Source organism: bacterium Scap17 (assembly GCA_013376735.1).
Lineage (GTDB): Bacteria > Pseudomonadota > Gammaproteobacteria > Pseudomonadales > Halomonadaceae > Cobetia.
Genome location: VINJ01000001.1, coordinates 64183 through 86326, shown reverse-complemented (window position 1 = coordinate 86326; position 22144 = coordinate 64183). Strand labels below are relative to the sequence as shown.

Sequence of the window (22144 nt, the reverse complement as noted above, 5' to 3'; positions counted from 1 at the left end):
ACCCTCAGCGCTCGACCAACGCCATGCGGGCGTTGAACCAGTTCATGAACATGGAGACCAGCAGACTGATGGTCAGATAGACCAGCATCGTCATGGCGATCACCTCGATGGCCTGACCGGTCTGGTTGAGCGTGGTACCCGCGAAGACCGAGACCAGATCGGGGTAGCCGATGGCCGTGGCCAGCGACGAGTTCTTGATCAGGTTCAGGTACTGGCTGGTCAGCGGCGGGATGATGACGCGCAGCGCCTGCGGCACCACCACCAGACGCAGTGTCATGCCACCGGACAGCGACAGCGCCCGTGACGCTTCGGTCTGGCCGTGCGGTACCGCTTCGATGCCGGAACGCACGATCTCGGCGATGAAGGCTGCGGTATAGACCGACAGCGCGACCCACAGGGCAAGGAACTCGGGGACGACCGTGATACCGCCACGGAAGTTGAAACCCTTGAGTTCCGGCAGCTCCCAGCTCAGCGGCATGCCCATCGCGAAGTAGGCCAGCAGCGGCGCCACGATGATCAGAGCGAGCGAGATCCAGACCGCCGGCAGGCGCTGACCGGTACGTGCCTGACGCTGGCGGTTCCAGTAGCTGAAGATGCCGCTGGCGACGACGGCCAGCACTAGCACCGCAATCACCGCCGAGAAACCGCTGGAGGTGATGGGGGCCGGCACGAACAGACCGCGCACGTTGAGGAAGAACGCCTCGCCCAGCGACAGCGAGCCACGCGGACTCGGCAGGGTTCTCAAAACGGCGAAATACCAGAAGAAGATCTGCAGCAGCAGCGGGATGTTGCGGAAGACTTCGATATAGACCGCCGCCAGTCGCGAGATCAGCCAGTTGGGGGACAGACGCGCGACCCCCATGATGAAGCCGATCACGGTCGCGGCAATGACACCCAGTGCGGATATCAACAAGGTATTGAGCAGGCCGACGATGAAGGTATCGCCATAGGTGGATTGCTCGGAATAGTCGATCAGGCTCTGCAGGATGCCAAAGCCTGCGGTGTTGTCCAGAAAGGCAAAGCCGGTGGTGATGCCACGGCTTTCGAGGTTGGTCAGGGTATTGCTGACGATGATCGCCAACACACCGAACACGCCTGCCAGCATCAATAGCTGGAAGATCAGTGCCCGCTTGGCCGGGTCACGCCAGAATGGCGGCTTGACCGTGGCCGGCGGGCGAGAAGCAGGTTGTGTCATACAGGCAATCTCCGCCGGAAAGCTATGCGACTTCCGCCTGCCGTCCTATCGAACGGCAGGTCAGTTATCTCTCGGCACTCGATGAATGGGTCACGAGGAACAGGCTGGGCCTCACAGGCTGGGCCTCATGTGGAAATTCTTGCTACCGGGCCCCACATGACGCTGGCCAGAGGAAGTGGAGCAAGACGCTCACTTCCCCTGGCCAGCGTCCTTGCTCAGCCTGTCATGACGGGCAAGGCCCACCCGCAGTACAGGGCGAGCCCGCGCATCAGCGAACCGGCGGGGCGTACTGGACGCCGCCATCGGTCCACAGTGCGTTCAAGCCACGCTCGATACCCAGTGCAGAGCCGGTACCCACATTGCGCTCGAACATCTGGCCGTAGTTACCGACCTGCTTGATGACCTGATAGGCCCAGTCAGCCGGCAGCCCCATGGCTTCGCCATAGTTGCCATCGGCACCGACCAGACGCGCGACGTTCGGGTTGGTATCTGCCTTCTTCTCTTCGATGTTGTCGGAGGTCAGCCCCATCTCCTCGGCATTGATCTGCGCGAACAGGGTCCATTTGACGATGTTGAACCACTGGTCATCGCCCTGACGGACGACGGGGCCCAGCGGTTCCTTGGAGATGACTTCCGGCAGCACCATCGCGGACGCCGGATCGGAGAGCTTGATACGCAGCGCGTAGAGCTGGGACTGGTCGGAGGTCAGGACATCACAGCGGCCAGCCTCGAAGCCCTTGACGGTCTGATCGGAGGTATCGAAGACGACCGGTTCGAAGGACATGTCATTGAGGCGGAAGTAGTCCGCCAGGTTCAGCTCGGTGGTGGTACCGGACTGGATGCAGACGGCTGCCCCGTCCAGCTCCTTGGCACTGGAGACGCCCAGGTCCTTGCTGACCATGAAGCCCTGGCCGTCGTAATAGTTCACGCCAGCGAAATTGAGGCCCAGTGAGGTGTCACGGGTCGCCGTCCAGGTGGTGTTGCGGGACAGGACATCAATCTCGCCGGACTGCAGCGCGGTGAAACGCTCCTTGGCCGTCAGCGGTACATAGCGCACCTTGCTGGCATCGCCCAGTACGGCCGCTGCAACGCCGCGGCAGACATCAACGTCGATGCCCTGCCAGTTGCCGGCGTCATCCGGTGCCGAGAAGCCCGGCAAGCCGGTGCTGACGCCACACTGGACAAAGCCCTTTTCCTTGACGCTATCCAGGGTCGCAGCACTGGCGCCTGTCGCCATGGAGGCGGCCAGGACAGCGGCGCTAGCGATCAGCAGTGGCTTCTTGTTGTTATGCATCGTGATTCCCTCGCGAAAGTCTGGAGTCCGCTCGATCAGCCTCGAGTCAGAAGTGGTGCAATGCATTGCATGGCACCTATCGACAATAGCAAGCCGCGTTCCAATTTCCGCCTATCGCGTGATCCGCTGCGTTCAACGCTGAAAAAAGCGCTAAAACCCAGTGATATAGGCCAAAGCCTCGAGGTGGGGCGGCGGATCATTCCGCGCGATTGCCGCGCAGTTAGGCGCCTGACAAGACCAGTTCGCCTCATATCGGTGCAAAATAAAAACGGCCGTTTCATTGCGAAACGGCCGTTGGCGGTGCAGCGATGTGGCGCGAGTGGCAGATTGCGACCAATGTCTCGGTCTGACTGACTCAACGCTTGTTCATCCCATCAGGCACGTTTTCGTGCCTGATGGGGCTTGCTTGCCACCGCAAGATGCATGCGGATCACTTCTCCAGCAGGCGCTGCATGAAGGGCGGTAGCACCAGGGCGGCGCGATGGCCTTCGACGGTATAGAAGTCACGCGCGAAGGTGGCGGCAGCGGCATCTTCCTCGCGGAAGGACTTCACGTCACAGCCCTTGCCCGCCAGGGTGCAGCTCCACCAGCCGGACGGATACACCGGCTGCGGGAAGGGCAGGGTCGCGACGCTATCAAAGCCCGCTTCGCCCATGTCATTGCGCAGGTCCTTGATGATGGAATCGGTGTGATAGAGCGGGGACTCGCTCTGCTGCACCATCAGGCCGCCCTGCTTGAGGATACGATGGCAGCGCTTGAGGAAGTCTGTCTTGAACAGACCTTCCGCCGGGCCGACCGGATCGGTGGAGTCGACGATCAGCACATCGATGCTCTCGTCCGGGCAGTTATCGACCCACTTGACGCCATCCTCGAACAGCAGCTCGGCGCGCGGGTCGTGATTGGACTCGACCAGCGCCGGGAAGAATTGCTCGGAGGCACGCGTGACCGCCGGATCGATATCGATCTGGGTGACCTTCTCCACGCCCGGGTGCTTGAGCACCTCACGCAGGGTGCCGCAATCGCCACCGCCGATGATGACGACACGCTTGGGGTCTGCATGAGCGAACAGCGCCGGATGCGACATCATCTCGTGATAGAGGAAGTTGTCACGGTCAGTCAGCATCACGCAGCCGTCCAGCACCATCAGGTTGCCGTAGGTCTCGGTGGCATAGACTTCGAGGTGCTGATAAGGAGTCTGCTCGTCATGCAGCTTGTGGCTGACCTTGAGCGAGAAGGCGCTGCCGTGGCGATCGAAGATTTCGGTAAACCAGGAGCCATCGAGACGTTCGGTCATGGGGGACCCTCGCATTGGATATCACAGACGGGATATCAAGGTATGGATAGAGACGGCACGATGGCCATCGGAAATTGCGCCAATCAGCACTGCGCCAGCGTCAGGCCGGCAGTTCACGGCCCGCATGACGACCATGCGGCGTGATGTCGTGATACGCGACATGCCGGGCAAGCGCCAACATGGCGCAGGCGCTGCACCATAGCCAAAGACGGGCGGAGTGGAAAGTGTTGATGCATGACAATTTCAGACAGGCCGCGTAGCGATGACACTCGGCCCGGAGGAGAGGCTCAGCGAGAAGCCGGCCCGAGGCGGACCAGATGGAGAATCAGCCTGACGCACTGAAACACTCCCAGCCCGATGAGGATGCCGGCGAGGTCCGCCAGGGCATCCAGCACCTCAGCGCCGCGATAGGGAATCGCCAGCTGCAGACATTCGATGGCGACGCCCAGCAGCAGCAGGAGCGGCAGGATGATCAAGCTGGTCAAGCCCGCCAGCCGTGTGGTCAGCGCCAGCAACGCGAAGGCGGAGAAATGCTGCAGCTTGTCCCAGGGGAAGGTCTGCTCCGGATGTGGCACGCCCGGGGAGAGCGTGCCGAAAAGGATCAGCAACAGGCACAGCAGCGCCACGAAGGCCCAACCGCGGCGTGGGGTGAGACGCTGCTCGGCCGGCGTCATGCTGGCTGCCCTGCTGCTTGCCACCTTCTACAGGCAGCCACAGGGATGACAGCAGAAAAGACCATGCAGGACTCCCCCATCAGCCGCGGGCGACCGGTGTCGCATTGGCGGCGTCATCCTGATGGTAGGCCGGGCTCAGCTCGTGCAGCGCATCCATCAGGGCATTGACGTTACCCGGGTCGGTGAACTGGCTGATGCCGTGACCGAGGTTGAAGATGTGGCCCGGGCCCTGGCCGTAGCTGTCGAGGATACGCCCGACTTCGGCACGAATGGCGGCTGGCGTGCCGAACAGTGCATTCGGATCCAGGTTGCCCTGCAGGGCCACACGATGGCCGACACGCTCACGCGCATTGGACATCTCGGTGGTCCAGTCGAGGCCGACGGCATCACAGCCGGTGGCGGCGATGTGCTCGAGCCATTGGCCACCATTCTTGGTGAACAGGATCACTGGCACACGGTTGCCTTCGCTGTCCGGCTTGAGGCCGGCGACGATCTGTTCCATGTAGCGCAGCGAGAACTCGAGATAGGCCGGCGTGGACAGGGTACCGCCCCAGGTATCGAAGATCTGCACCGCCTGTGCACCCGCAGCAATCTGGGCATTCAGGTAGTCGGTAACGGCCTGCGCCAGGGTGTCGAGCAGCTGATGCATGGCTTCCGGATTGGAATACATCAGGCCTTTCACGTGACGGAAGTCCTTGCTGGAACCGCCCTCGACCATATAGGTGGCCAGTGTCCACGGGCTGCCGGAGAAACCGATCAGCGGCACGCGGCCGTTCAGCTCACGACGGATGGTAGACACGGCACGCATGACGTAATCGAGATCACGCTCGACATTCGGCACGCTCAGCGCCGCGATTTCCTCGGCAGTCCGCACTGTCTTGCGGAATTTCGGGCCTTCGCCGGTCTCGAAGTAAAGGCCCAGCCCCATGGCATCCGGGATGGTCAGGATGTCGGAGAACAGGATGGCGGCATCCAGCGGGAAGCGCTCCAGCGGCTGCAGCGTCACCTCGCAGGCACGCGCGGTGTCCATGCACAGGTCCATGAAGCCACCGGCCTGACCACGGACTTCGCGATATTCCGGCAGATAGCGGCCAGCCTGGCGCATCATCCAGACGGGAGTACGGTCGACCGGCTGACGGGCCAGCGCGCGCAGGAAGCGATCATTCTTCAAGGTCATCGGAATCACACATCAGCTCGGGGAATGTCTCGGCATTCTATCAGAGCCTGAGAAAAATCCCGCCCATCGTGGTGATGCAACAAATGCATTGGCAAATCGCCCCACCTTTGTAGTCCCTTTGCTGGCGTCATCCGACCATTGTGGTGGTGGCGGCAACAACGCTTTTCCATACAGAGCGATGAGTCATCGGCCACAGACTGGTAAACTCGCCACATGACTGCATGCTGGCCGCCGGTATCTCGAGCGACTCATCGAGACATTGCCGGACCACCGCATGCCCGCGCTTTTTCAGCCCGGCGATTGTCCGGGCGTTCGAGGTGAACAGTGACCATTCGATTCATCGCCGCCTCGCGGCTGCCAACGCCCTGGGCGACCTTCACCATGCACGGTTTCGAGGATGAGACCACCGGCAAGGACCACATCGCCCTGACCCTGGGCGACATCGATGACGGCGCGCCGGTACTGGGCCGCGTGCATTCCGAGTGCCTGACCGGCGACGCCCTCATCTCGATGCGCTGTGACTGCGGCTATCAGCTGCAGGAAGCGCTCAAACGCATTGCCGCCGAAGGCCGCGGCGTGCTGCTCTATCTGCGTCAGGAAGGCCGCGGCATCGGTCTGCTCAACAAGATTCGCGCCTATGAGCTGCAGGATGGCGGCGCCGATACCGTCGAAGCCAATGAGCGCCTCGGCTTCGGGGCTGACATGCGCCGCTACGATATCTGTGTGCCGATGCTGGAGCATCTCGGCGTCAGCGCTCTCAAGCTGATGACCAACAACCCGCGCAAGGTCGATGCCCTGACCCGTGATGGTGTCACCATCAGTGAGCGCCAGCCGATCACCACCGGCCTGAACCCGCACAACGAGCACTACCTCTCGACCAAGGCGGGCAAGCTGGGCCACATGATGGCACTGGATGATTTCACCCAGGCAAGCGACGTCGATATCGAACGCAGCGAGTAGCCGCGCGCAGGGGGAGCCTGGTGGGTTCCCCCTTTCTTTGTAGGCAGATTGACCGGCTGGCACAGCGAGCGTGACATGACGACGTCACCCGCCAGAGAGTAGGCTGGAGTCGAACCCGCGCCGGAGACATCGCCATGCGCAAAGACTCAACGGCTGCATCATCACAGCCTTCTTCATCGCAACCTCAGTCATCACAGCCTTCGTCAACACGGCCCGCCTCGACACCTCCTCCGGCATCACCCTCTTCCAGCGCATCGCCTGCCGATGACGCAGATTCACGCGACACCACCGCGACACCTGATCTCTATACCCGGCTGGAGGAATGGCTGCACAGCACCAGCCACGGCATCGGCGCCGTCATGGGCCTCGTCGGCATGATCGTGCTGATCGTGATGGCCAGCCTCGCCGCCGAAGTCGACCCCTGGAAGATCGTCAGCGTCAGCCTCTACGGCCTGACCCTGGTGGTGCTGTATGCGGCCTCGACGCTCTATCACGGTATCCGTCATCCACGCCTGAAATATGCCTTCCAGCTGCTGGATCACTGCGCCATCTATCTACTGATCGCCGGCACCTATACGCCCTTCCTGCTGGTCAATCTTCGCGGCCCGACCGGCTGGACGCTGTTCGCCATCATCTGGTCGCTCGCGCTGGGCGGCATCTTTCTCAAGCTGCGCTGGCCTGAACGCTTCAGCGCCCTGCGCGTGAGCGTCTATCTGCTGATGGGCTGGTTGATCGTGTTCGCCTCGCCGATGCTGGTCGAGAAGCTCTCCGAGACGGGGCTCATCCTGCTGGTCGCCGGCGGCATCACCTATACCCTAGGCGTGATCTTCTTTCTGATGACGCGCCTGCGCTATCACCACGCCATATGGCACCTGTTCGTGCTTGGTGGCAGTACCTGCCACTTCTTCGCCATCTACACCGCAGTGCTGCCGTATTCCGTATGACGTGATCGGGGCAGCCACGCTGGCCGGCGCTCTTGAGCACACCGGCTTGAAAGCACAGGTTTGAGAACACGGCACTGAGAACAAGGAACTGAGAACACCGGCAAACCACCTCAAAAAAGCGGGAAGGGTCGTCATGACCCTTCCCGCTTTTTTCTCGCGATTTTTTTGACGCTTCAGGGCTCGTCTCTCACAGGGCTGTCTCCCTGAGGGGCAAAGACCGGCAAGCGATAACGGGTGCCGCGCCCGACACCGTAGCTTTCCAGTACCTGCTTGGCGGTCAGGTCGGCGAGATCACGGGCGGCGGTAGGGTCGGAGGTATCGACCAGGGCACGGTATTCGGCGCGCCCCACGCCCTCTTCGTCGTCTCGCTCCAGCAATGTCAGCACCAGCTCGCGCTGGCGGGCATTCAGCGGTGTACGCGCGTGCTCCAGCCACAGTCGCTCGGCACGCTGGACGCGCTGGTAATGGAAGGCCGTCCGACGACCGGCGTCGCGCAGACGCAAAAGCCACCACTCGGCCCAGACATTCATGTCACCGGGCGCTGCATCCTCCACTTCACCATTGAGCGCGCGGTCCAGCTGCGGCGGTAGCGGATGGCCGCTGGCCGAGGTCTGAGGCTTGCCGAGATAACGCTGCTCCAGCTCGCGCAATTCATCCTGATGCTCGAGCACCACCGAGAACAGCGCCTGGCGGCGCCAGCAGAGTTGCTCCAGCGCTTCCGGCTCCCAGCGCTCGGCGACCTTGCCGACAAACTCGCCCTGCTGCTGCAACGCGGCCAGGGCATCGATTCGTGTCAGCCAGCGCATCAGCAGCAAGCGCCCGATCAAGCCGTTGCCCAAGGCCAGCGGTGCGAGCGCCTGCCAGTGCGCATGCAGCTGCAGGGCATTCAACACCCCTGAGTTATCCACATCCGGTTCTTCCGTCGCCAGACGCTGCCAGAAGACATCCAGCTCCCGGTCCAGCGCATCGGGGTTCTCCGCCGGGGCGCGATAGCGCAAGCGCTTGAGACCGTAACGACCGCTGACCGCTTCGTAGCGCGCCTCACGCCATGCACCGAGTGGCTGACCACTGCTGCGCGGCAGGAAAGGCCCCAGACGCCGATGCCACTCGAGCACCTGTTGGCGGGTCAGCGGCTGGAATGCCGTGCGCACGACTTCCAGCGTCACATCCACGAAGACGTCGACACCAGGCGCCGGCCCGCGCGGTGACTCCTGATGGCCGGACTCCAGCCCCAGCGCCTGATACAGCGCGTCACGTAACGCCGCCCGCCCGAGCACCACACCGGACAGCTGGGCACTGGCTTCCATCTCTTCACTGAGGAGCGTCGCCTCGAGACGCAGGCGTTGTCGGGGATAGAGATTCTGCCCCTGAGCGACCAGCGGCGACATCACCGCCTGGGTCGCCGCCAACTGCCCCATCAAGGGCATGACCTCCAACTGCCCCCGTGGCCAGTCAGGCTGCTGCCAGATCCACATAAGTTGTTATCCCCATTGAGGTTTTCATCAACATCTTAGCAAAAAGATCCGCAATAAACCATATACCGAATCAAAAAATGATACGAAAAATAGACAATATGCGATCACCGCTCTCAAATTGATCGATTGCATGTCATAAAAATCTAATAAACCTCTCAACCCCATGATTTTTATCGGATATGTCGCTGCTCACATCGCATGAGTGCTACCTACGCCCTCATGAAGACCAACATTTGACCATCATGACAAAATAGATCAATTATCGAATCATCAATAGATACGCAAAAGACTCAACAGCGCATCATTCAGCGCCTGATGGCTGAAACCCATCCTCGATCGATGGCCTGCCTCGCGCCGCCCTGGCGCACCGCACCGTTTCGAACTGACCTGTCTCGAACTGACCTGTCTCGAACTGACTTGGCTCGAACTGACTGCCTCGAGCCGCCCTGAGCCAGCCGTCACCAAACGGCTTGGGGCGCGCCCCCGACGATTGACGCCGCTGAACGCGCAAGGCGACCTCTCAACCTCGTCAGGCGCCCTGCAAGCGTCTTCTGAGGCTCAAAAATGCAAAAGGCGCCACCCTGATATCAGGATGGCGCCTCGTGGCGTGTACGCGCTCTCAGAGCGCTCTCATGACTTCATTGCAGAACATGCAGGAAAGATCAGCCCGTCAGCTTGGCCTGTTGCGGCGCTCGACGACGGCTTTCGACATCAGTTCTGGCAACAGGGCTCAGTGCTGCTGACGCTCCTCGGCGGCCTGTTGCTCTCGCTGACGGGCCCGCTCGCAGGCCGGACGCGCCCGCACCTCTTCGCCCCACTGCTCAAGCACGGCCGGCAGAGGTTGCCCGGCCATCTGCGCCCAGCTGAGGGTCTGGGCGAGGAAGATATCGGCGACACTGAATTCATCGGCCACCAGCCAACCCTGACCACCGAAGCGGCGCTGGAGTGTCTTGAGAGCACGCTGGAATTCCCATTGGGCTGTCTGCTTGATGGCATCACAGCGCTGGTCCTCCGGCAGCGCGAAGGTGTGCTTGGCCAATGTCCACAGCGGCTGCTCAAGCTCGGTGGTGAGGAAACTGAGCCATTGATCCATCTGTGCCTGTCCAGCCAGCGATTGTGGCAGCAGTCGCCCTTCTCGCGCCGCCAGGTAGCGGCAGATGGCACTGGACTCGAACAGGACCAGCTCACCATCCACCAGGGCTGGCGCCTTGCCATCGGGATGAATGGCCAGGTATTCAGGGCTGTACCCCTCACCGGCCTTCAGATCCAGACCATGAATCCGGTATTCGAGCCCCAGTTCCTCTAGTGTCCAGGCGACCCGCAGCGAGCGGGAATTTGGATAGCTGTAGAGAGTCAACATGGTCGGGCGCACTCCGTGGCGTTGCGGTGGTGACTGGCGCAGGTGGCGGCTTTCGCGCCGGCCAGGCCCTGGCTGCTTGAGCAGAGGCTTGATGGTCATCCAGCATGGGCGGGAAGTCGCGGAGATGCCATGCATCCTTCGCCGTCTCGGCGCAGGCAGTCATGCAACGAAAAACGCCTGTGGACAACTCGAACTCTCGAGTCATCCACAGGCGTTTCGGTATGGCATGCCGCCAGGGTCAGCTGGCGAGGCGAGCCTCGATACTGGCGCGGATGCCGGCGGCATCCAGACCGCAATCACGCAGCAGCTCGACCGGCTTGCCATGCTCGACGAAGCCATCCGGCAGCCCCAGCAGCAGCATTGACTGAGCCAGTCCCGCGTTCAGGTAAAGCTCGGCCACGCCGGCTCCCGCGCCACCCGCGATGGCGTTTTCTTCCACCGTCACCACCAGGTCATGCTCCGCGGCGATCTCGAGCAATGCCTCGCGATCCAGCGGCTTGATGGAGCGCAGGTTGAAGTGGGTCGCGTCCAGCGCCTCGGCGACCTCGGCCACCGGCGTATTCATGCTGCCCACGGCGACGATGGCGACACGCACCTCGGGGCTGCCGCTGATACGACGACGGTATTCCCCCTGACCGATGGCCATTGGCGTCAGGTCGGCATCGGTGGCCACCCCCGGCCCGGTACCGCGCGGATAGCGCACCGCGGCCGGCCCGGGATGCGCCAGTGCCGCGCTCAGCATGCCACGGCACTCGGCTTCATCGGCCGGCGCCATCAGCACCAGCTCCGGCACGCAGCGCAGGAAGGACATGTCCAGGCTGCCGTGATGCGTCGGGCCGTCCTCGCCGACCAGACCGGCACGATCGATGGCAAAGGTCACGTCCAGTTTCTGCACCGCGACATCGTGGATCAGCTGATCATAGCCACGCTGCAGGAAGGTGGAATAGATCGCCACCACCGGCTTCATGCCCTCACAGGCCATGCCCGCTGCCACTGTCACCGCGTGCTGCTCCGCGATGGCGACATCGTAGTAGCGATCAGGATATTCCTTCGAGAAGCGCACCAGATCCGAGCCTTCCCGCATGGCCGGCGTGATGCCGATGACGCGCGCATCAGCGCTAGCGGCATCACACAGCCAGTTGCCGAAGACACTGCAGTATTTCTGCGGCTTGGGAGCCGGCGCGTCGGTGACGGCAGGCGCCTGCTCGGCGGCCTGAGGCGCGGCCTTCTCGAGCTTGGTAATGGCGTGATAGCCGATCGGGTCACGCTCCGCCGGCAGGAAGCCCTTGCCCTTGCGCGTCACCACATGCAGGAACTGCGGGCCATCCAGATCACGCATGTTGCGCAACGTCTGCACCAGCGCCGGCAGATCATGGCCGTCGATGGGGCCGATGTAGTTGAAACCCATCTCCTCGAACAGCGTCGCCGGGCTGATGAAGCCCTTCATGTGCTCTTCGGTACGCTTGGCAAGCTCCAGCGCGCCCGGCAAGGGCGACAGCAGTCGCTTGCCGTTGGCACGCATCTGGGTATACGGCTTGCTGGCCAGAATACGTGCCAGGTAACTTGCCAGGCCGCCGACGTTCTCGGAGATCGACATCTCATTGTCGTTGAGCACGACCAGCATATTGGCCTTCACATGCCCGGCATGCGCCAGCGCCTCGAACGCCATGCCAGCCGTCAGGGCACCATCGCCGATCACCGCACAGGCACGCCGTGACTCACCCGCCGTGCGGGCGCCGAGCGCCATGCCCAGCGCCGCACTGATCGAGGTGCTGGAATGGCCCACCCCGAAGGTGTCGAACTCGCTCTCGGCCCGCTTGGGGAAGGCAGACAGGCCATTGTACTGGCGCATGCTGTACATGGCTTCACGACGGCCGGTCAGAATCTTGTGCGGATAGGCCTGATGACCCACATCCCACACCAGACGGTCATGGGGCGTTTCCAGCGCATGATGGAGGGCCACGGTCAGCTCGACCACACCGAGCCCGGCACCGAAGTGCCCGCCGGTACAGCCGACGCTGTACAACAGGTAGGCGCGCAGTTCGTCAGCCAATTGGCGCAGCTGTGCCGCGCTCATGGCGCGCAGCGCTTGAGGTGTCTCGACCGCATCGAGCAGTGGCGTCGCGGGGCGCGCCTGAGGTATCTCGTCAAACAGCTTCATAGGCGTCAGGAATCAGTGGTCTCGCTCGATCATATAGCGCGCCAGCACCGCGAGTGGCTCTGCGGCCTCTCCCAACGGTGCCAGGGCATCCAGGGCCTCTTGCAGTAGCTGACCTGCTCGCTCTTGAGCACCTTCGAGTCCAAGCAGCGAGGGGTAGGTCGGCTTGTCGCGCGCAGCGTCAGCACCGGCCGTCTTGCCAAGCGTTGCGGTGTCGCCCGTCACGTCCAGGATGTCATCCTGGATCTGGAAGGCCAGGCCGATAGCCGAAGCGTAGCGCTCCAGGGCAGCAAGACGCGAATCCTGCTCGTCGACTGCCACCAATCCGCCCAGCCGGACCGCGGCGCGAATCAGCGCGCCGGTCTTGTAGGCATGCATGCGTGACAGCGCCTCTACCTCGCGGAATTGCCCGACCGCCTCGAGATCCAGCGCCTGACCGGCCACCATGCCGCGCCGCCCGGAGGCCTCGGCCAGGGTACGCACCAGGGCAGGGGTGCGTACATGGCCAGTCGTCGCCATCACTTCGAAGGAGAGCGTCAATAGGGCATCGCCCGCGAGAATGGCGGTCGCCTCATCAAAGGCGCGATGCACGGTGGGACGGCCACGCCGCAGGTCGTCATCGTCCATGGCCGGCAGGTCATCGTGGACCAGCGAATAGGCATGCACCAATTCGAGCGCCGCTGCCGCCGCGTCCAGCGCAGCGCTGTCAGCAGCCTCTTCATCGCAACCCAGGGCACGACCCACCGCATACAGCAGCACGGGGCGCAGACGCTTGCCGCCACCCAGCACGCTGTAGCGCATGGCGTCCTCGAGACGCTCACTCACCGCCGCACTGCCGGGAGTCAACAACGCCTCAAGCACGGCCTCACTGCGCGCCTGTCCAGAACGGATCAGCTCGCTGGCCTGCGATGCAGTCGGCGTGACTTGCGTATTCAATCCACCTGACATCACCAGTCCTTCTCCTCGTCCGCTTCACCCGCCATGCTGCCTGCGGCATCGGGCGCCGTAAACGCCGTGGGCGTCAGCGCACCTTCCGGGCCTTCCACCAATGCCTGCAGGCGCAACTCGGCGCTATCGAGTCGCTGCTGCGCCTCGCGCGCCAGGCTCACGCCCTCTTCAAAAGCGCCCAGTGACGCTTCCAGCGACATGTCGCCAGCCTCGAGCCGCGTCACCAACCCTTCAAGACGGGCCAGGGTGGCGGCGAAATCCTGTGGCACTTCCTTTTCGGCCATGGGTGCTCTCGCTCATCCGACCGGGCGGGCCCGGTGTCTCTGTGTGGAGCGCCAGTATAACCCGAAGGGCTTCACGACGCTGCCCACCCCCTGCGCACGGTGGAAGAGTCACATCAAACGGCTGTGCTGTGAATTTTTCATGCCCGGCACGCGGACATTTCATCCGGAGGCCCCGCCGGCTGTGATATTCTTTGCTCCCCTGTTGACAGCACGCCCCGCTGTTTCTCTGGCATTTTCTTGAGGTGTGACACGCCAGCAGGTCATGAAAAAGACCAAACGAACAGAAACGCCGGCATGACCGGCGAGAGGGTTGATCCGACAATGGCCAAGACGTCCCTGGACAAGAGCAAGATCAAGATTCTATTGCTCGAGGGTGTCCACCAATCCGCCGTGGATAGTTTCCTCAACGCGGGTTACACCAATATCGAACTGCTTCAGACCTCGCTGGCCGAGGAAGAACTGATCGAGAAGATCCGCGATGTGCACTTCATCGGCATTCGTTCCCGCACTCAGCTCAACGAGCGCGTGATCTCCGCTGCCGAGAAGCTCACCGCCATCGGCTGCTTCTGTATCGGCACCAACCAGGTCGACCTGGAAGCCGCACTGAAGCGCGGTATCCCCGTGTTCAACGCGCCCTACTCCAACACTCGCTCGGTTGCCGAGCTGGTACTGGCTGAAGCCATCATGCTGATGCGCGGCGTGCCGGAGAAAAGCGCCAAGGCACATCGTGGCCAGTGGATGAAATCCGCCAAGAACAGCCATGAAGTCCGCGGCAAGACGCTGGGCATCGTGGGCTACGGCAGCATCGGTTCCCAGCTGTCCGTGCTCAGCGAATCCCTGGGCCTGGACGTCATCTACTACGATGCCGTCACCAAGCTCGGCATGGGCAATGCCCGTCAGGTGGCAAGCCTGGAAGAGCTGCTGGCGCGCGCTGACATCGTCACCCTGCATGTGCCGGAAATCCCCTCCACCAAGTGGATGATGGGCAAGCAGCAGTTCGCGCTGATGAAGCAGAACAGCGTCTTCATCAATGCGGCACGCGGCACCACCGTCGTCATCGAAGACCTGGCCGAAGCCCTTTCCAGCGGCAAGCTGCTGGGCGCCGCCATCGATGTCTTCCCGGTAGAGCCGAAAGGCAACGGCGAAGAGTTCGTGTCTCCGCTGCGCGAGTTCGACAATGTCATCCTGACGCCGCACGTCGGTGGCTCCACCATGGAAGCCCAGGAGAACATCGGTGTCGAAGTCGCCGAGAAGCTGGTGACCTACTCCGACAACGGCACCACCATCGGCTCGGTCAACTTCCCGGAAGTCGCCCTGCCGGCACACCCCGAAAAGCACCGTCTGCTGCATATCCACGACAACGTCCCGGGCGTGCTGTCACACATCAACCAGGTGCTGTCCGAGGAAGGCATCAACATCTCTGGCCAGTACCTGCAGACCAACAACACGGTCGGCTATGTGGTCATCGATGTCGACAAGGCCTATGGCAAGAAAGCGCTCGAAGCGCTCAAGACCGTTGACCATACCCTGCGTATCCGGACTCTCTACTCGGAAGCTGATTTCGAGAACTGAGTCCGAGCTCTGCTTCATGGCCGTGGAGCAGAGGGCAGGCAAATGAAAACGCCGCAGCCAGAAATGGCTGCGGCGTTTTTTTGTTGCGGATTATCAGGCGTATTGCTCGTCGCGTGTCTTGCTTCCCACTCCTCTCCTTTCATGCCTCTGCCATCCCTCAGCCGACTTCCCATACTCTGGCACTGTCGACCAAGACCAAGGGCGTGTTTCACGTGGAACATCTCATGTCCCTATAAAACATACTGTGAATCAGCAAGTTGAGATCGAGCGCCCAGCTGACAGCGCGTTTCTCAGCGCTCCGACAATGGCGTACCAGCGACGGCCCAGTTTTCCGGCTCCACTTCCTGCAGCACTACCCAGACGGACTGCTCACGCACACCCAGCACGCGAGCAGTCTCGCGAGTCAACGCCTCCACCAGCTCCCGCTTCTGTTCCTGTGTCTTGCCAGTCAGAAGCTCCGCACGAATCATCGGCATGGTTGTCTCTCCTTGTTGTTTATATCTCTTTTCCCGTGTGCCAGATCAACCTGCTGATCAGCCGCCTTGATCGCTATTGGAACAGACAAGTTATGGCGTTACGGCAGATGTTCCACGTGAAACCTCTACCGGCAACAATAAGCGCTACCCAGTAATGCAACTCTGCGGCATAGGCAGGTAAAGAGATTGGCTGCTTTACGATAGAACAGCCAGTCCCTACACACGCCATTCAAAAACCACCCAGTTATCAGTGCGTTGGCGCGTTTAAGTTGAATATCTCAGGCAGAATGTTCCACGTGAAACACGGCTTAGGCGTAGCAGGTATCGCCCAGTAGCACCTCTTCAACGCGACCATTCAACAGCATGCCAAGCAGCGGCGTGTTATGGCCGGCACTGACCAGCGTCTCGCTTGAGATACGCCACTCATGCGCCATATCGATTACTGCCAGATCACAGTACTCACCTACTGCCAGCATGCCGCCCTTGAGTCCGAAGCGTCTGGCACTGAACGTCAATGTCTCGATCAGGCGAGGCAGGCTGAGCAGCTCGGCCTTCACGAGCGCCAGTCCCAGCGGCAGCATGGTTTCCAGGCTGGTCATACCGGGCTCGGACACTGCAAAGGGCGCGCTCTTGGCAGCGGCTTCATGGGGCAGATGATCACTGACGATGGCGTCGATGGTGCCATCGACCACACCGGCCCGCAGTGCATCCCGGTCTGCCGCGCTGCGCAGTGGCGGCTCCAGATGGAAGTTGGCATTGAAGCCTTCCAGTTGCTCATCGGTCCAGTGCAATTGCGCCATCGACACATCCGCGCTGATATCCAGTCCTCTAGCCTTGGCATCACGTACCAGCTCCACGGCTCGTGCACTGGAGAGCAGTGACACATGCGCCCGCACGCCGGTCTGCTCGATCAACAGCAGCCACTGGGTCAGGGCGACCGTCTCGGCGGATTCCGAAATGCCGGCCAGCCCGAGACGTGAGGCAATGGCACCCTCATGGGCGCAGCCCTGCCCGGCCAAGGCGGCCTCCTGGGCCTGGAACACGACGGTGATATCAAAGGTCCGCGCGTATTCCAGACAACGCCGCAGTACACCGAGATCGCGTATCGGCTGGCGAAGGTTGGTCAGTGCCACACAGCCTGCGGATTTGAGCGCGGCCATATTGGCAAGCAGCTCACCTTCCAGCCCCTGCGTCAGTGCCCCCAAGGGTGCAAGACGCACCCCCGCCACATCACGCGCGCGGTCCAGCAGAGTACGAATATGCGAGGCGCTGTCGAGCACCGGGCTGGTATCGGGGCGCGGCAGGATGGTCGCGTAGCCACCTGCCAGTGCGGCAGCCGACTCACTGACCAGGCTGCCCTTGTAGCGCGGGCCCGGGTCGCGCAGGTGTGCGCCAAGATCGATGAAGGCCGGCGTGACCAGCTTGCCCGCCAGGTCATCGCGCTGCTCGGCACTGAAACCCGCCGGCGCTTCGCCGATCGCGATCAGGCGACCGCCGTCCAGATGGAGGTCGTACTGGCCATCGCGGCCGTTGGTCGGGTCGATCACCCGTGCATTGATCAGGCTGCGTTTCATGCGCCAGCTCCTCGTGAACGTTCACCCCTGCGCTCGGCGCGCGCCTTCATCTGTCCGGAGACCGCCATCGACAGCACCGCCATGCGCACCGCGATACCGTTGGTGACCTGATCGAGTATCAGCGAGCGCGGGCCATCCGCGACGGCGGATTCGATCTCGACACCCCGGTTGATCGGCCCCGGATGCATCACCACGGCGTCAGGGTGCGCGTGTGCCAGGCTTTCGCGGGTCAGGCCATAGCGGCGGTAGTATTCCGATTCCGAGGGCAGCAGCGCGCCATCCATGCGCTCCTTCTGCAGGCGCAGCATGATGACGACATCGACATCCTTCAGCCCTGCTGCCAGCTCAGTGAAGACCTGACAGCCCAGCGTCTCGACCCCGATGGGCAGCAGCGTCTGCGGCGCGACCACCCGCACCTCCGCTGCGCCCAGCGTATTGAGCGCCTGAATCTGCGAGCGAGCGACGCGTGAATGCAGGATGTCACCGACGATCGCGACGCGCAGATGGGCGAACTCGCCCTTGTGGCGGCGAATGGTCAGCATGTCGAGCATCGCCTGAGTCGGGTGCGCGTGACGACCGTCGCCGGCATTGATGATCGCCACATGCGGCGTGATCTGGCTGGCGATGAAATGCGCCGCACCGGAGTCGCCATGACGCACCACGAAGGCATCCGCCTGCATGGCCTCGAGATTGACCAGGGTGTCCATCAGCGACTCGCCCTTGGCGGCCGATGAGGTCTTGATGTCCAGATTGAGCACATCCGCCGACAGACGCTTGGCGGCCAGCTCGAAGGTGGCACGCGTGCGGGTCGAGTTTTCGAAGAACAGGTTGGCCACCGTGCGCCCGCGCAGCAACGGCACCTTCTTGACCTCGGCATCGCCGATGCCACGGAAGTGATCGGCGGTGTCGAGAATCTCGGTCAGCACGCTGCGCGGCAGGCCTTCGATATCCAGAAAGTGACGCAGTCTACCCTGCTCATCCAGCTGGACCTGTGCCGGCGAGGCAGCCCGCACGTCCGCGCTGGCCTGCGAGAGATCAAACAGGTTCATGCCGTCACCTCGCCGGTATCGACCAGTGTCAGACGCAGGTTGTCGGGGCCTTCCAGCTTGATGCGCTTGCCTGGCGCCAGCGCCAGGTTGGCACCCAGAGCGTCCGGCTGCACCGGCAGCTCACGCCCCGGCAGCTCTACGAGGCAGGCCAGCAGCACGCGGCGCGGACGGCCATAGTCGAACAGCTCATTGAGCGCCGCGCGCACGGTACGCCCGCTCATCAGCACATCGTCCACCAGCAGCAGATCGCGGTTCTCGATATCCGGCAGCTGTGACCCTTGGCCACCATCCGGCAGGCCCTTGTGGCCGAAGTCGTCGCGCCAGAAACCGATATCCAGTGTCGCGAGGGGCTCCTCAAGCCCCAGCCGCTTTCGCAGTGCCTGGGCGACCCAGACACCGCCGGTATGAATGCCGACCGGAATCAGACGTTCACGATCGAGTTCACGGCGCTCGAACAGCAATTCGAGCTCTTCGGTCATGGCCTCGAGCAATGCCTCGACCTCTGGCAGCGTTTCATGTTCTTCGTGCATCTCAGACTCTTGCATGGATATCGCTTCCTATCTTCCCTGCCGGATGGCGGCAAACAGACAAAAAAAACCCGCTTCCGGAAAGGAAGCGGGTGGAGTATTCAGTAACCGACAAGGTCGCCCTCGCCTCGCTGGCTTGCAAACCAGCTCTCGAGAATCAGCTGAGCGGCGAGGCCGTCCACGCCATCATCGCGATAATTGCCGCGGTGGCCGCGCTCGCGCGCCAAGCCCTTGGCCGCCTTGGTGGAGCCACGCTCGTCCCACATTTCCAGCGGCTTGCCGTAGCGGCCATACAGGCGCTTGCCGAACTTGCGGGCTCGGCTGCACATCAGTGTCTCGCTGCCATCCAGCTCAAGGGGCAGGCCGACCACGAACAGGTCGGGCTGCCATTCCTCGATCAGGCGATTGACGACATTCCAGTCCGGAATGCCGTCCCGCACATGCAGCGGTACCAGAGGCGTCGCGGTGCCGAGCATCTCGGTGCCCACCGCGACACCGATACGGCGCGTGCCGAAGTCGAACGCCAGCGCCGTACGGCTGACTTGCCGCTCAGCCATGCCCGATCTCCCGCGACATCAGATTCATGTCGACGCCCAGCTTGCTGGCAGCCGCTTCGAGACGGGACTCACTGTCGGCATCGAAGAGGATGCCGCTGTCGCCTTCGACGATCAGCCAGCTGTTCTCCTTCAGCTCGTTGGTGAGCTGGTCCGGCTCCCAGCCAGCGCAGCCGAGGCAGACCATGAAATCATCAGGGCCTTCGTTGCCGGCGATCGCCTTCAGGATGTCCAACGAGGTGGTCAGCGCCAGCTCGTCGGTGACCTGCAGGCTGGAATCCCACTCGCTGGCCTTGCCGCGATGGAGGATGAAGCCGCGGTCCTTGTGGACGGGGCCGCCGTAATAGACCACCTCATCGAGGCGCTCACAACTGTCGGCAGCAATCTCGAGCTGCTCGAACAGACCGCGCATGGTCAGCTTGATCGGCTTGTTGACGATGACACCAAGGGTGCCCTTGTCATCATGATCACAGAGGTAACTGAGCGAGCCGGAAAAATTGTCATCATCGAGATGCGGCATCGCCAGCAGGAAATAGTCTCGCAGACTTTGCATGGTCCTCCCGAGGCGTCAGGGCGCGCCAGAATCGTTGCCGGGGCCGAATCGCCAGATGCGGGTGATGGTCAGCTGGCTCATGCCCTTGAGACTTTCATCAAAGGGCGCATAAGGAGCCGCGCCGTAGACCGTATCCAGAGCCGCCTGGTCGAGTTCAGCATGTCCCGAGGATTGTAACACTTCCGCGAACTCAAGCTGACCGCTGGGCAGCACGACGGCGCGAATCCGCAGCTCGCCGCTCAGATGAGCAGGCGCCGGATAGTGCTGGTTGCCGAACGTTTGCACCGTGCCGGTCCAGTCGTTGATATAGCGCGCGCGGGCCGAGGCACGCGCCGCCTTCCGTGAGGCGGTGTCGCCCACCACCTCACGTGACTGGCCGGAGGCCTGGACTCGCTGGACGTCCTGCTCGCTGGCCTGCTGTTCGTTGTCCGGCGTATCCGGCAGCAGTTCGGAACGCGCCACCTGCTGTGACGACGCCTGCTGGGTCGCGATGACCTCGGGGATGCGCTCCGGCAGTACCAGCGCCTGCGTGGCCGGAGCCTGGGCTTGCGCCACGGCCGGCTCGCTGGCCTCGGACGCACTCTGCTCGCCCGGCTGCGGGGGCACCTGATTGGTTGGCCCGGCCTGCACCGCCGCCTCGCGCCCGCTGCCACTGGCCTGCTGGTCCTGCTCGGCCACCACCTGCGAGTCGACGGCAGTGGCGCTGGCCTGACTGACCAGCGTCACATCGAGCATCACCGGCTTGGGCATCGGCGGCACCTCGGGCGGCGTCAGCAGGCCGCTACCCAGCAACCACCAGCCGATGACGGCATGAACAGCCAGTGCCGCGCTCCATGCCACCACACGGCGATGCCCCCGCGTCACCGGAACATAGGTGATCGGGTCGGTGACGCCATGATTGCCTGCCCACCACTCGACGGGTGCTGCCATACCCCACTCCCTGTCCACGGAACCTCATTGGCAGCTTCGGCTTCCCTGCCGTTTACTGCGAATCCATTGCGGGTCAGCCACTGACGCCGGCCTCACCGCGATGTTGCTCAGGCGGAGGGCTGAGCCGCCAGACGCGCTTCGATGGCATCCATCAACAGACCGGCGATATCAGTGCCGCGCTGGGTATCGATCTCGCGCACGCAGGTCGGGCTGGTGACGTTGATCTCGGTGATGTAGTCGCCGATCACGTCCAGGCCGACGAACATCAGACCCAATGATTTCACTACCGGCTTGACCTGCTCGATCAGCCAGTAATCGCGGTCAGTCAGCTCACGCGATTCACCACGTCCGCCAGCCGCCAGGTTGCCGCGCGTCTCGCCGGCGCTCGGAATGCGCGCCAAGCCGAACGGAACCGGTTCGCCATCCACCAGCAGAATGCGCGTATCGCCGGCGCTGATTTCCGGCACATAACGCTGGGCCATGATCTGACGGGTGCCCTGCAGCGTCAGCTGCTCGATCACCGAGCCGAGATTGCGGCCATCTTCGGCGACGTGGAAGATGCCGCTGCCACCCATGCCATCCAGCGGCTTGAAGATCACGTTGCCATGCTCGGCATGGAAGGCACGCAGCACCTTGTCGTTGGCCGACACGGTGGTCGGCGGGATGCACTGCGGGAACTGCTGAGCGAAGAGCTTCTCGTTGCAGGTCTGCAGCGCGGCCGTCGGATTGACCACCAGCACGCCTTCCCGCTCGGCAAAGCCCAGCAGGTGAACGGCATTCAGGAAGTGTTCGTCGACGGGCGGATCCTTGCGCATCAGGATCACGTCAAGCTCGGCCAGCGGAGTCGCGACGACCTCGCCCAGCTGATGGAAGTTGTCCGGGTCGTGGTAGACCTCCAGATCACGCATCCGGCCCATGGCGCGACCATTCTCGAGATAGAGATCTTCCTGCTCGAGATAGTGCAGCGACCAGCCACGCTGGCTGGCGGCCCACAACATGGCCAGAGTGGTGTCCTTCTTGTAGGCGACGCTGGACATCGGGTCCATCACCACGCCGATCTTGAGCTTGCGAGCAGTCATTGAGTCAACCTTGTGACGACACTGCCAGCCCGGCACGCGGCCGGCAGCGGGGATAACGGAGACTCCC

21 protein-coding genes are annotated in these 22144 nt (G+C 62.6%); 3 read left to right on the top strand and 18 right to left on the bottom strand.

Features of this window, described 5'->3' with window-relative positions; translation table 11 throughout:
• Positions 1–4: 4 nt before the first annotated feature.
• The 5 genes from FLM52_00375 to hemE form a co-directional block, all read right to left on the bottom strand.
• Positions 5–1195, bottom strand: a complete 1191-nt coding sequence (locus tag FLM52_00375; GenBank protein NVN54277.1) for an amino acid ABC transporter permease — start codon at positions 1193–1195, stop codon at positions 5–7.
• A 268-nt stretch (positions 1196–1463) separates the two neighbouring features.
• A complete protein-coding gene (locus FLM52_00370; protein ID NVN54276.1) occupies positions 1464–2489 on the bottom strand; it encodes an amino acid ABC transporter substrate-binding protein in 1026 nt (341 codons plus the stop codon).
• A 430-nt stretch (positions 2490–2919) separates the two neighbouring features.
• Positions 2920–3783 (bottom strand): polyamine aminopropyltransferase, encoded by an 864-nt coding sequence (speE, locus tag FLM52_00365; protein ID NVN54275.1) that lies wholly within the window; start codon positions 3781–3783, stop codon positions 2920–2922.
• Positions 3784–4070: 287 nt separating this feature from the next.
• The gene (locus FLM52_00360; GenBank protein ID NVN54274.1) at positions 4071–4457 is read right to left on the bottom strand and encodes a VanZ family protein; all 387 of its coding nucleotides are present in this window, start codon (positions 4455–4457) and stop codon (positions 4071–4073) included.
• Between the two features lie 79 nt (positions 4458–4536).
• Complete coding sequence (gene hemE / locus FLM52_00355; protein ID NVN54273.1) at positions 4537–5634, bottom strand: uroporphyrinogen decarboxylase; 1098 nt, start codon at positions 5632–5634, stop codon at positions 4537–4539.
• A gap of 324 nt (positions 5635–5958) precedes the next feature.
• On the opposite strand from hemE, the gene ribA reads away from it, so the two are divergent.
• Together ribA and FLM52_00345 are read left to right on the top strand one after the other, a co-directional pair.
• On the top strand, positions 5959–6594 hold the full coding sequence (gene ribA / locus FLM52_00350) for a GTP cyclohydrolase II (protein ID NVN54272.1): 636 nt from the start codon (positions 5959–5961) through the stop codon (positions 6592–6594).
• 134 nt (positions 6595–6728) lie between these two features.
• Positions 6729–7538 (top strand): hemolysin III family protein, encoded by an 810-nt coding sequence (locus FLM52_00345; protein ID NVN54271.1) that lies wholly within the window; start codon positions 6729–6731, stop codon positions 7536–7538.
• A 173-nt stretch (positions 7539–7711) separates the two neighbouring features.
• On the opposite strand, the gene FLM52_00340 is transcribed toward FLM52_00345, so the two are convergent.
• The 5 genes from FLM52_00340 to xseB form a co-directional block, all read right to left on the bottom strand.
• Positions 7712–9013 (bottom strand): DUF4172 domain-containing protein, encoded by a 1302-nt coding sequence (locus tag FLM52_00340; GenBank protein ID NVN54270.1) that lies wholly within the window; start codon positions 9011–9013, stop codon positions 7712–7714.
• Positions 9014–9743: 730 nt separating this feature from the next.
• Positions 9744–10373: a glutathione S-transferase family protein gene (locus FLM52_00335; GenBank protein NVN54269.1), complete on the bottom strand. Its 630-nt coding sequence runs from the start codon at positions 10371–10373 to the stop codon at positions 9744–9746.
• Between the two features lie 238 nt (positions 10374–10611).
• Complete coding sequence (locus FLM52_00330) at positions 10612–12534, bottom strand: 1-deoxy-D-xylulose-5-phosphate synthase (protein ID NVN54268.1); 1923 nt, start codon at positions 12532–12534, stop codon at positions 10612–10614.
• 12 nt (positions 12535–12546) lie between these two features.
• Positions 12547–13479, bottom strand: coding sequence for a geranyl transferase (locus FLM52_00325; GenBank protein NVN54267.1), 933 nt, complete (start codon positions 13477–13479; stop codon positions 12547–12549).
• Positions 13479–13763 carry an exodeoxyribonuclease VII small subunit gene (xseB, locus tag FLM52_00320; protein NVN54266.1) on the bottom strand — a complete coding sequence of 95 codons (285 nt, stop codon included), beginning with the start codon at positions 13761–13763 and terminating at the stop codon, positions 13479–13481. The genes FLM52_00325 and xseB overlap by 1 nt, the downstream gene beginning before the upstream one ends.
• A 321-nt stretch (positions 13764–14084) precedes the next feature.
• Here xseB and serA point away from each other — a divergent pair, with 321 nt between their 5' ends.
• On the top strand, positions 14085–15335 hold the full coding sequence (gene serA / locus FLM52_00315) for a phosphoglycerate dehydrogenase (GenBank protein ID NVN54265.1): 1251 nt from the start codon (positions 14085–14087) through the stop codon (positions 15333–15335).
• A 290-nt stretch (positions 15336–15625) separates the two neighbouring features.
• Here the strand turns inward: serA and FLM52_00310 are convergent, their stop codons facing one another.
• From FLM52_00310 to gshB, 8 genes are all read right to left on the bottom strand, one after another.
• Positions 15626–15811 carry a 4-oxalocrotonate tautomerase gene (locus tag FLM52_00310; protein ID NVN54264.1) on the bottom strand — a complete coding sequence of 62 codons (186 nt, stop codon included), beginning with the start codon at positions 15809–15811 and terminating at the stop codon, positions 15626–15628.
• A gap of 308 nt (positions 15812–16119) precedes the next feature.
• Positions 16120–17385, bottom strand: a complete 1266-nt coding sequence (locus tag FLM52_00305; protein ID NVN54263.1) for a dihydroorotase — start codon at positions 17383–17385, stop codon at positions 16120–16122.
• Entirely contained in the window at positions 17382–18434 is a 1053-nt protein-coding gene (locus FLM52_00300; protein ID NVN54262.1) for an aspartate carbamoyltransferase catalytic subunit, read from the bottom strand. The genes FLM52_00305 and FLM52_00300 overlap by 4 nt, the downstream gene beginning before the upstream one ends.
• On the bottom strand, positions 18431–18964 hold the full coding sequence (gene pyrR, locus FLM52_00295) for a bifunctional pyr operon transcriptional regulator/uracil phosphoribosyltransferase PyrR (GenBank protein NVN54261.1): 534 nt from the start codon (positions 18962–18964) through the stop codon (positions 18431–18433). Before pyrR ends, FLM52_00300 begins: the two co-directional genes overlap by 4 nt.
• Before the next feature lie 98 nt (positions 18965–19062).
• Positions 19063–19518, bottom strand: a complete 456-nt coding sequence (gene ruvX, locus FLM52_00290; GenBank protein NVN54260.1) for a Holliday junction resolvase RuvX — start codon at positions 19516–19518, stop codon at positions 19063–19065.
• Positions 19511–20068 carry a YqgE/AlgH family protein gene (locus tag FLM52_00285; GenBank protein NVN54259.1) on the bottom strand — a complete coding sequence of 186 codons (558 nt, stop codon included), beginning with the start codon at positions 20066–20068 and terminating at the stop codon, positions 19511–19513. Before FLM52_00285 ends, ruvX begins: the two co-directional genes overlap by 8 nt.
• A 15-nt stretch (positions 20069–20083) precedes the next feature.
• On the bottom strand, positions 20084–20998 hold the full coding sequence (locus tag FLM52_00280; GenBank protein ID NVN54258.1) for an energy transducer TonB: 915 nt from the start codon (positions 20996–20998) through the stop codon (positions 20084–20086).
• Positions 20999–21105: 107 nt separating this feature from the next.
• Complete coding sequence (gshB, locus tag FLM52_00275; GenBank protein ID NVN54257.1) at positions 21106–22077, bottom strand: glutathione synthase; 972 nt, start codon at positions 22075–22077, stop codon at positions 21106–21108.
• Positions 22078–22144: the final 67 nt, after the last annotated feature.

Bases quoted from the DNA above. Each gene is read 5' to 3' on its own strand.
- FLM52_00375 (NVN54277.1), bottom strand. From the start codon at position 1,195: ATGACACAACCTGCTTCTCGCCCGCCGGCCACGGTCAAGCCGCCATTC.
- FLM52_00370 (NVN54276.1), bottom strand. From the start codon at position 2,489: ATGCATAACAACAAGAAGCCACTGCTGATCGCTAGCGCCGCTGTCCTG.
- speE (NVN54275.1), bottom strand. From the start codon at position 3,783: ATGACCGAACGTCTCGATGGCTCCTGGTTTACCGAAATCTTCGATCGC.
- FLM52_00360 (NVN54274.1), bottom strand. From the start codon at position 4,457: ATGACGCCGGCCGAGCAGCGTCTCACCCCACGCCGCGGTTGGGCCTTC.
- hemE (NVN54273.1), bottom strand. From the start codon at position 5,634: ATGACCTTGAAGAATGATCGCTTCCTGCGCGCGCTGGCCCGTCAGCCG.
- FLM52_00345 (NVN54271.1), top strand. From the start codon at position 6,729: ATGCGCAAAGACTCAACGGCTGCATCATCACAGCCTTCTTCATCGCAA.
- FLM52_00340 (NVN54270.1), bottom strand. From the start codon at position 9,013: ATGTGGATCTGGCAGCAGCCTGACTGGCCACGGGGGCAGTTGGAGGTC.
- FLM52_00335 (NVN54269.1), bottom strand. From the start codon at position 10,373: ATGTTGACTCTCTACAGCTATCCAAATTCCCGCTCGCTGCGGGTCGCC.
- FLM52_00330 (NVN54268.1), bottom strand. From the start codon at position 12,534: ATGAAGCTGTTTGACGAGATACCTCAGGCGCGCCCCGCGACGCCACTG.
- FLM52_00325 (NVN54267.1), bottom strand. From the start codon at position 13,479: ATGTCAGGTGGATTGAATACGCAAGTCACGCCGACTGCATCGCAGGCC.
- xseB (NVN54266.1), bottom strand. From the start codon at position 13,763: ATGGCCGAAAAGGAAGTGCCACAGGATTTCGCCGCCACCCTGGCCCGT.
- serA (NVN54265.1), top strand. From the start codon at position 14,085: ATGGCCAAGACGTCCCTGGACAAGAGCAAGATCAAGATTCTATTGCTC.
- FLM52_00310 (NVN54264.1), bottom strand. From the start codon at position 15,811: ATGCCGATGATTCGTGCGGAGCTTCTGACTGGCAAGACACAGGAACAG.
- FLM52_00305 (NVN54263.1), bottom strand. From the start codon at position 17,385: ATGAAACGCAGCCTGATCAATGCACGGGTGATCGACCCGACCAACGGC.
- FLM52_00300 (NVN54262.1), bottom strand. From the start codon at position 18,434: ATGAACCTGTTTGATCTCTCGCAGGCCAGCGCGGACGTGCGGGCTGCC.
- pyrR (NVN54261.1), bottom strand. From the start codon at position 18,964: ATGCACGAAGAACATGAAACGCTGCCAGAGGTCGAGGCATTGCTCGAG.
- ruvX (NVN54260.1), bottom strand. From the start codon at position 19,518: ATGGCTGAGCGGCAAGTCAGCCGTACGGCGCTGGCGTTCGACTTCGGC.
- FLM52_00285 (NVN54259.1), bottom strand. From the start codon at position 20,068: ATGCAAAGTCTGCGAGACTATTTCCTGCTGGCGATGCCGCATCTCGAT.
- FLM52_00280 (NVN54258.1), bottom strand. From the start codon at position 20,998: ATGGCAGCACCCGTCGAGTGGTGGGCAGGCAATCATGGCGTCACCGAC.
- gshB (NVN54257.1), bottom strand. From the start codon at position 22,077: ATGACTGCTCGCAAGCTCAAGATCGGCGTGGTGATGGACCCGATGTCC.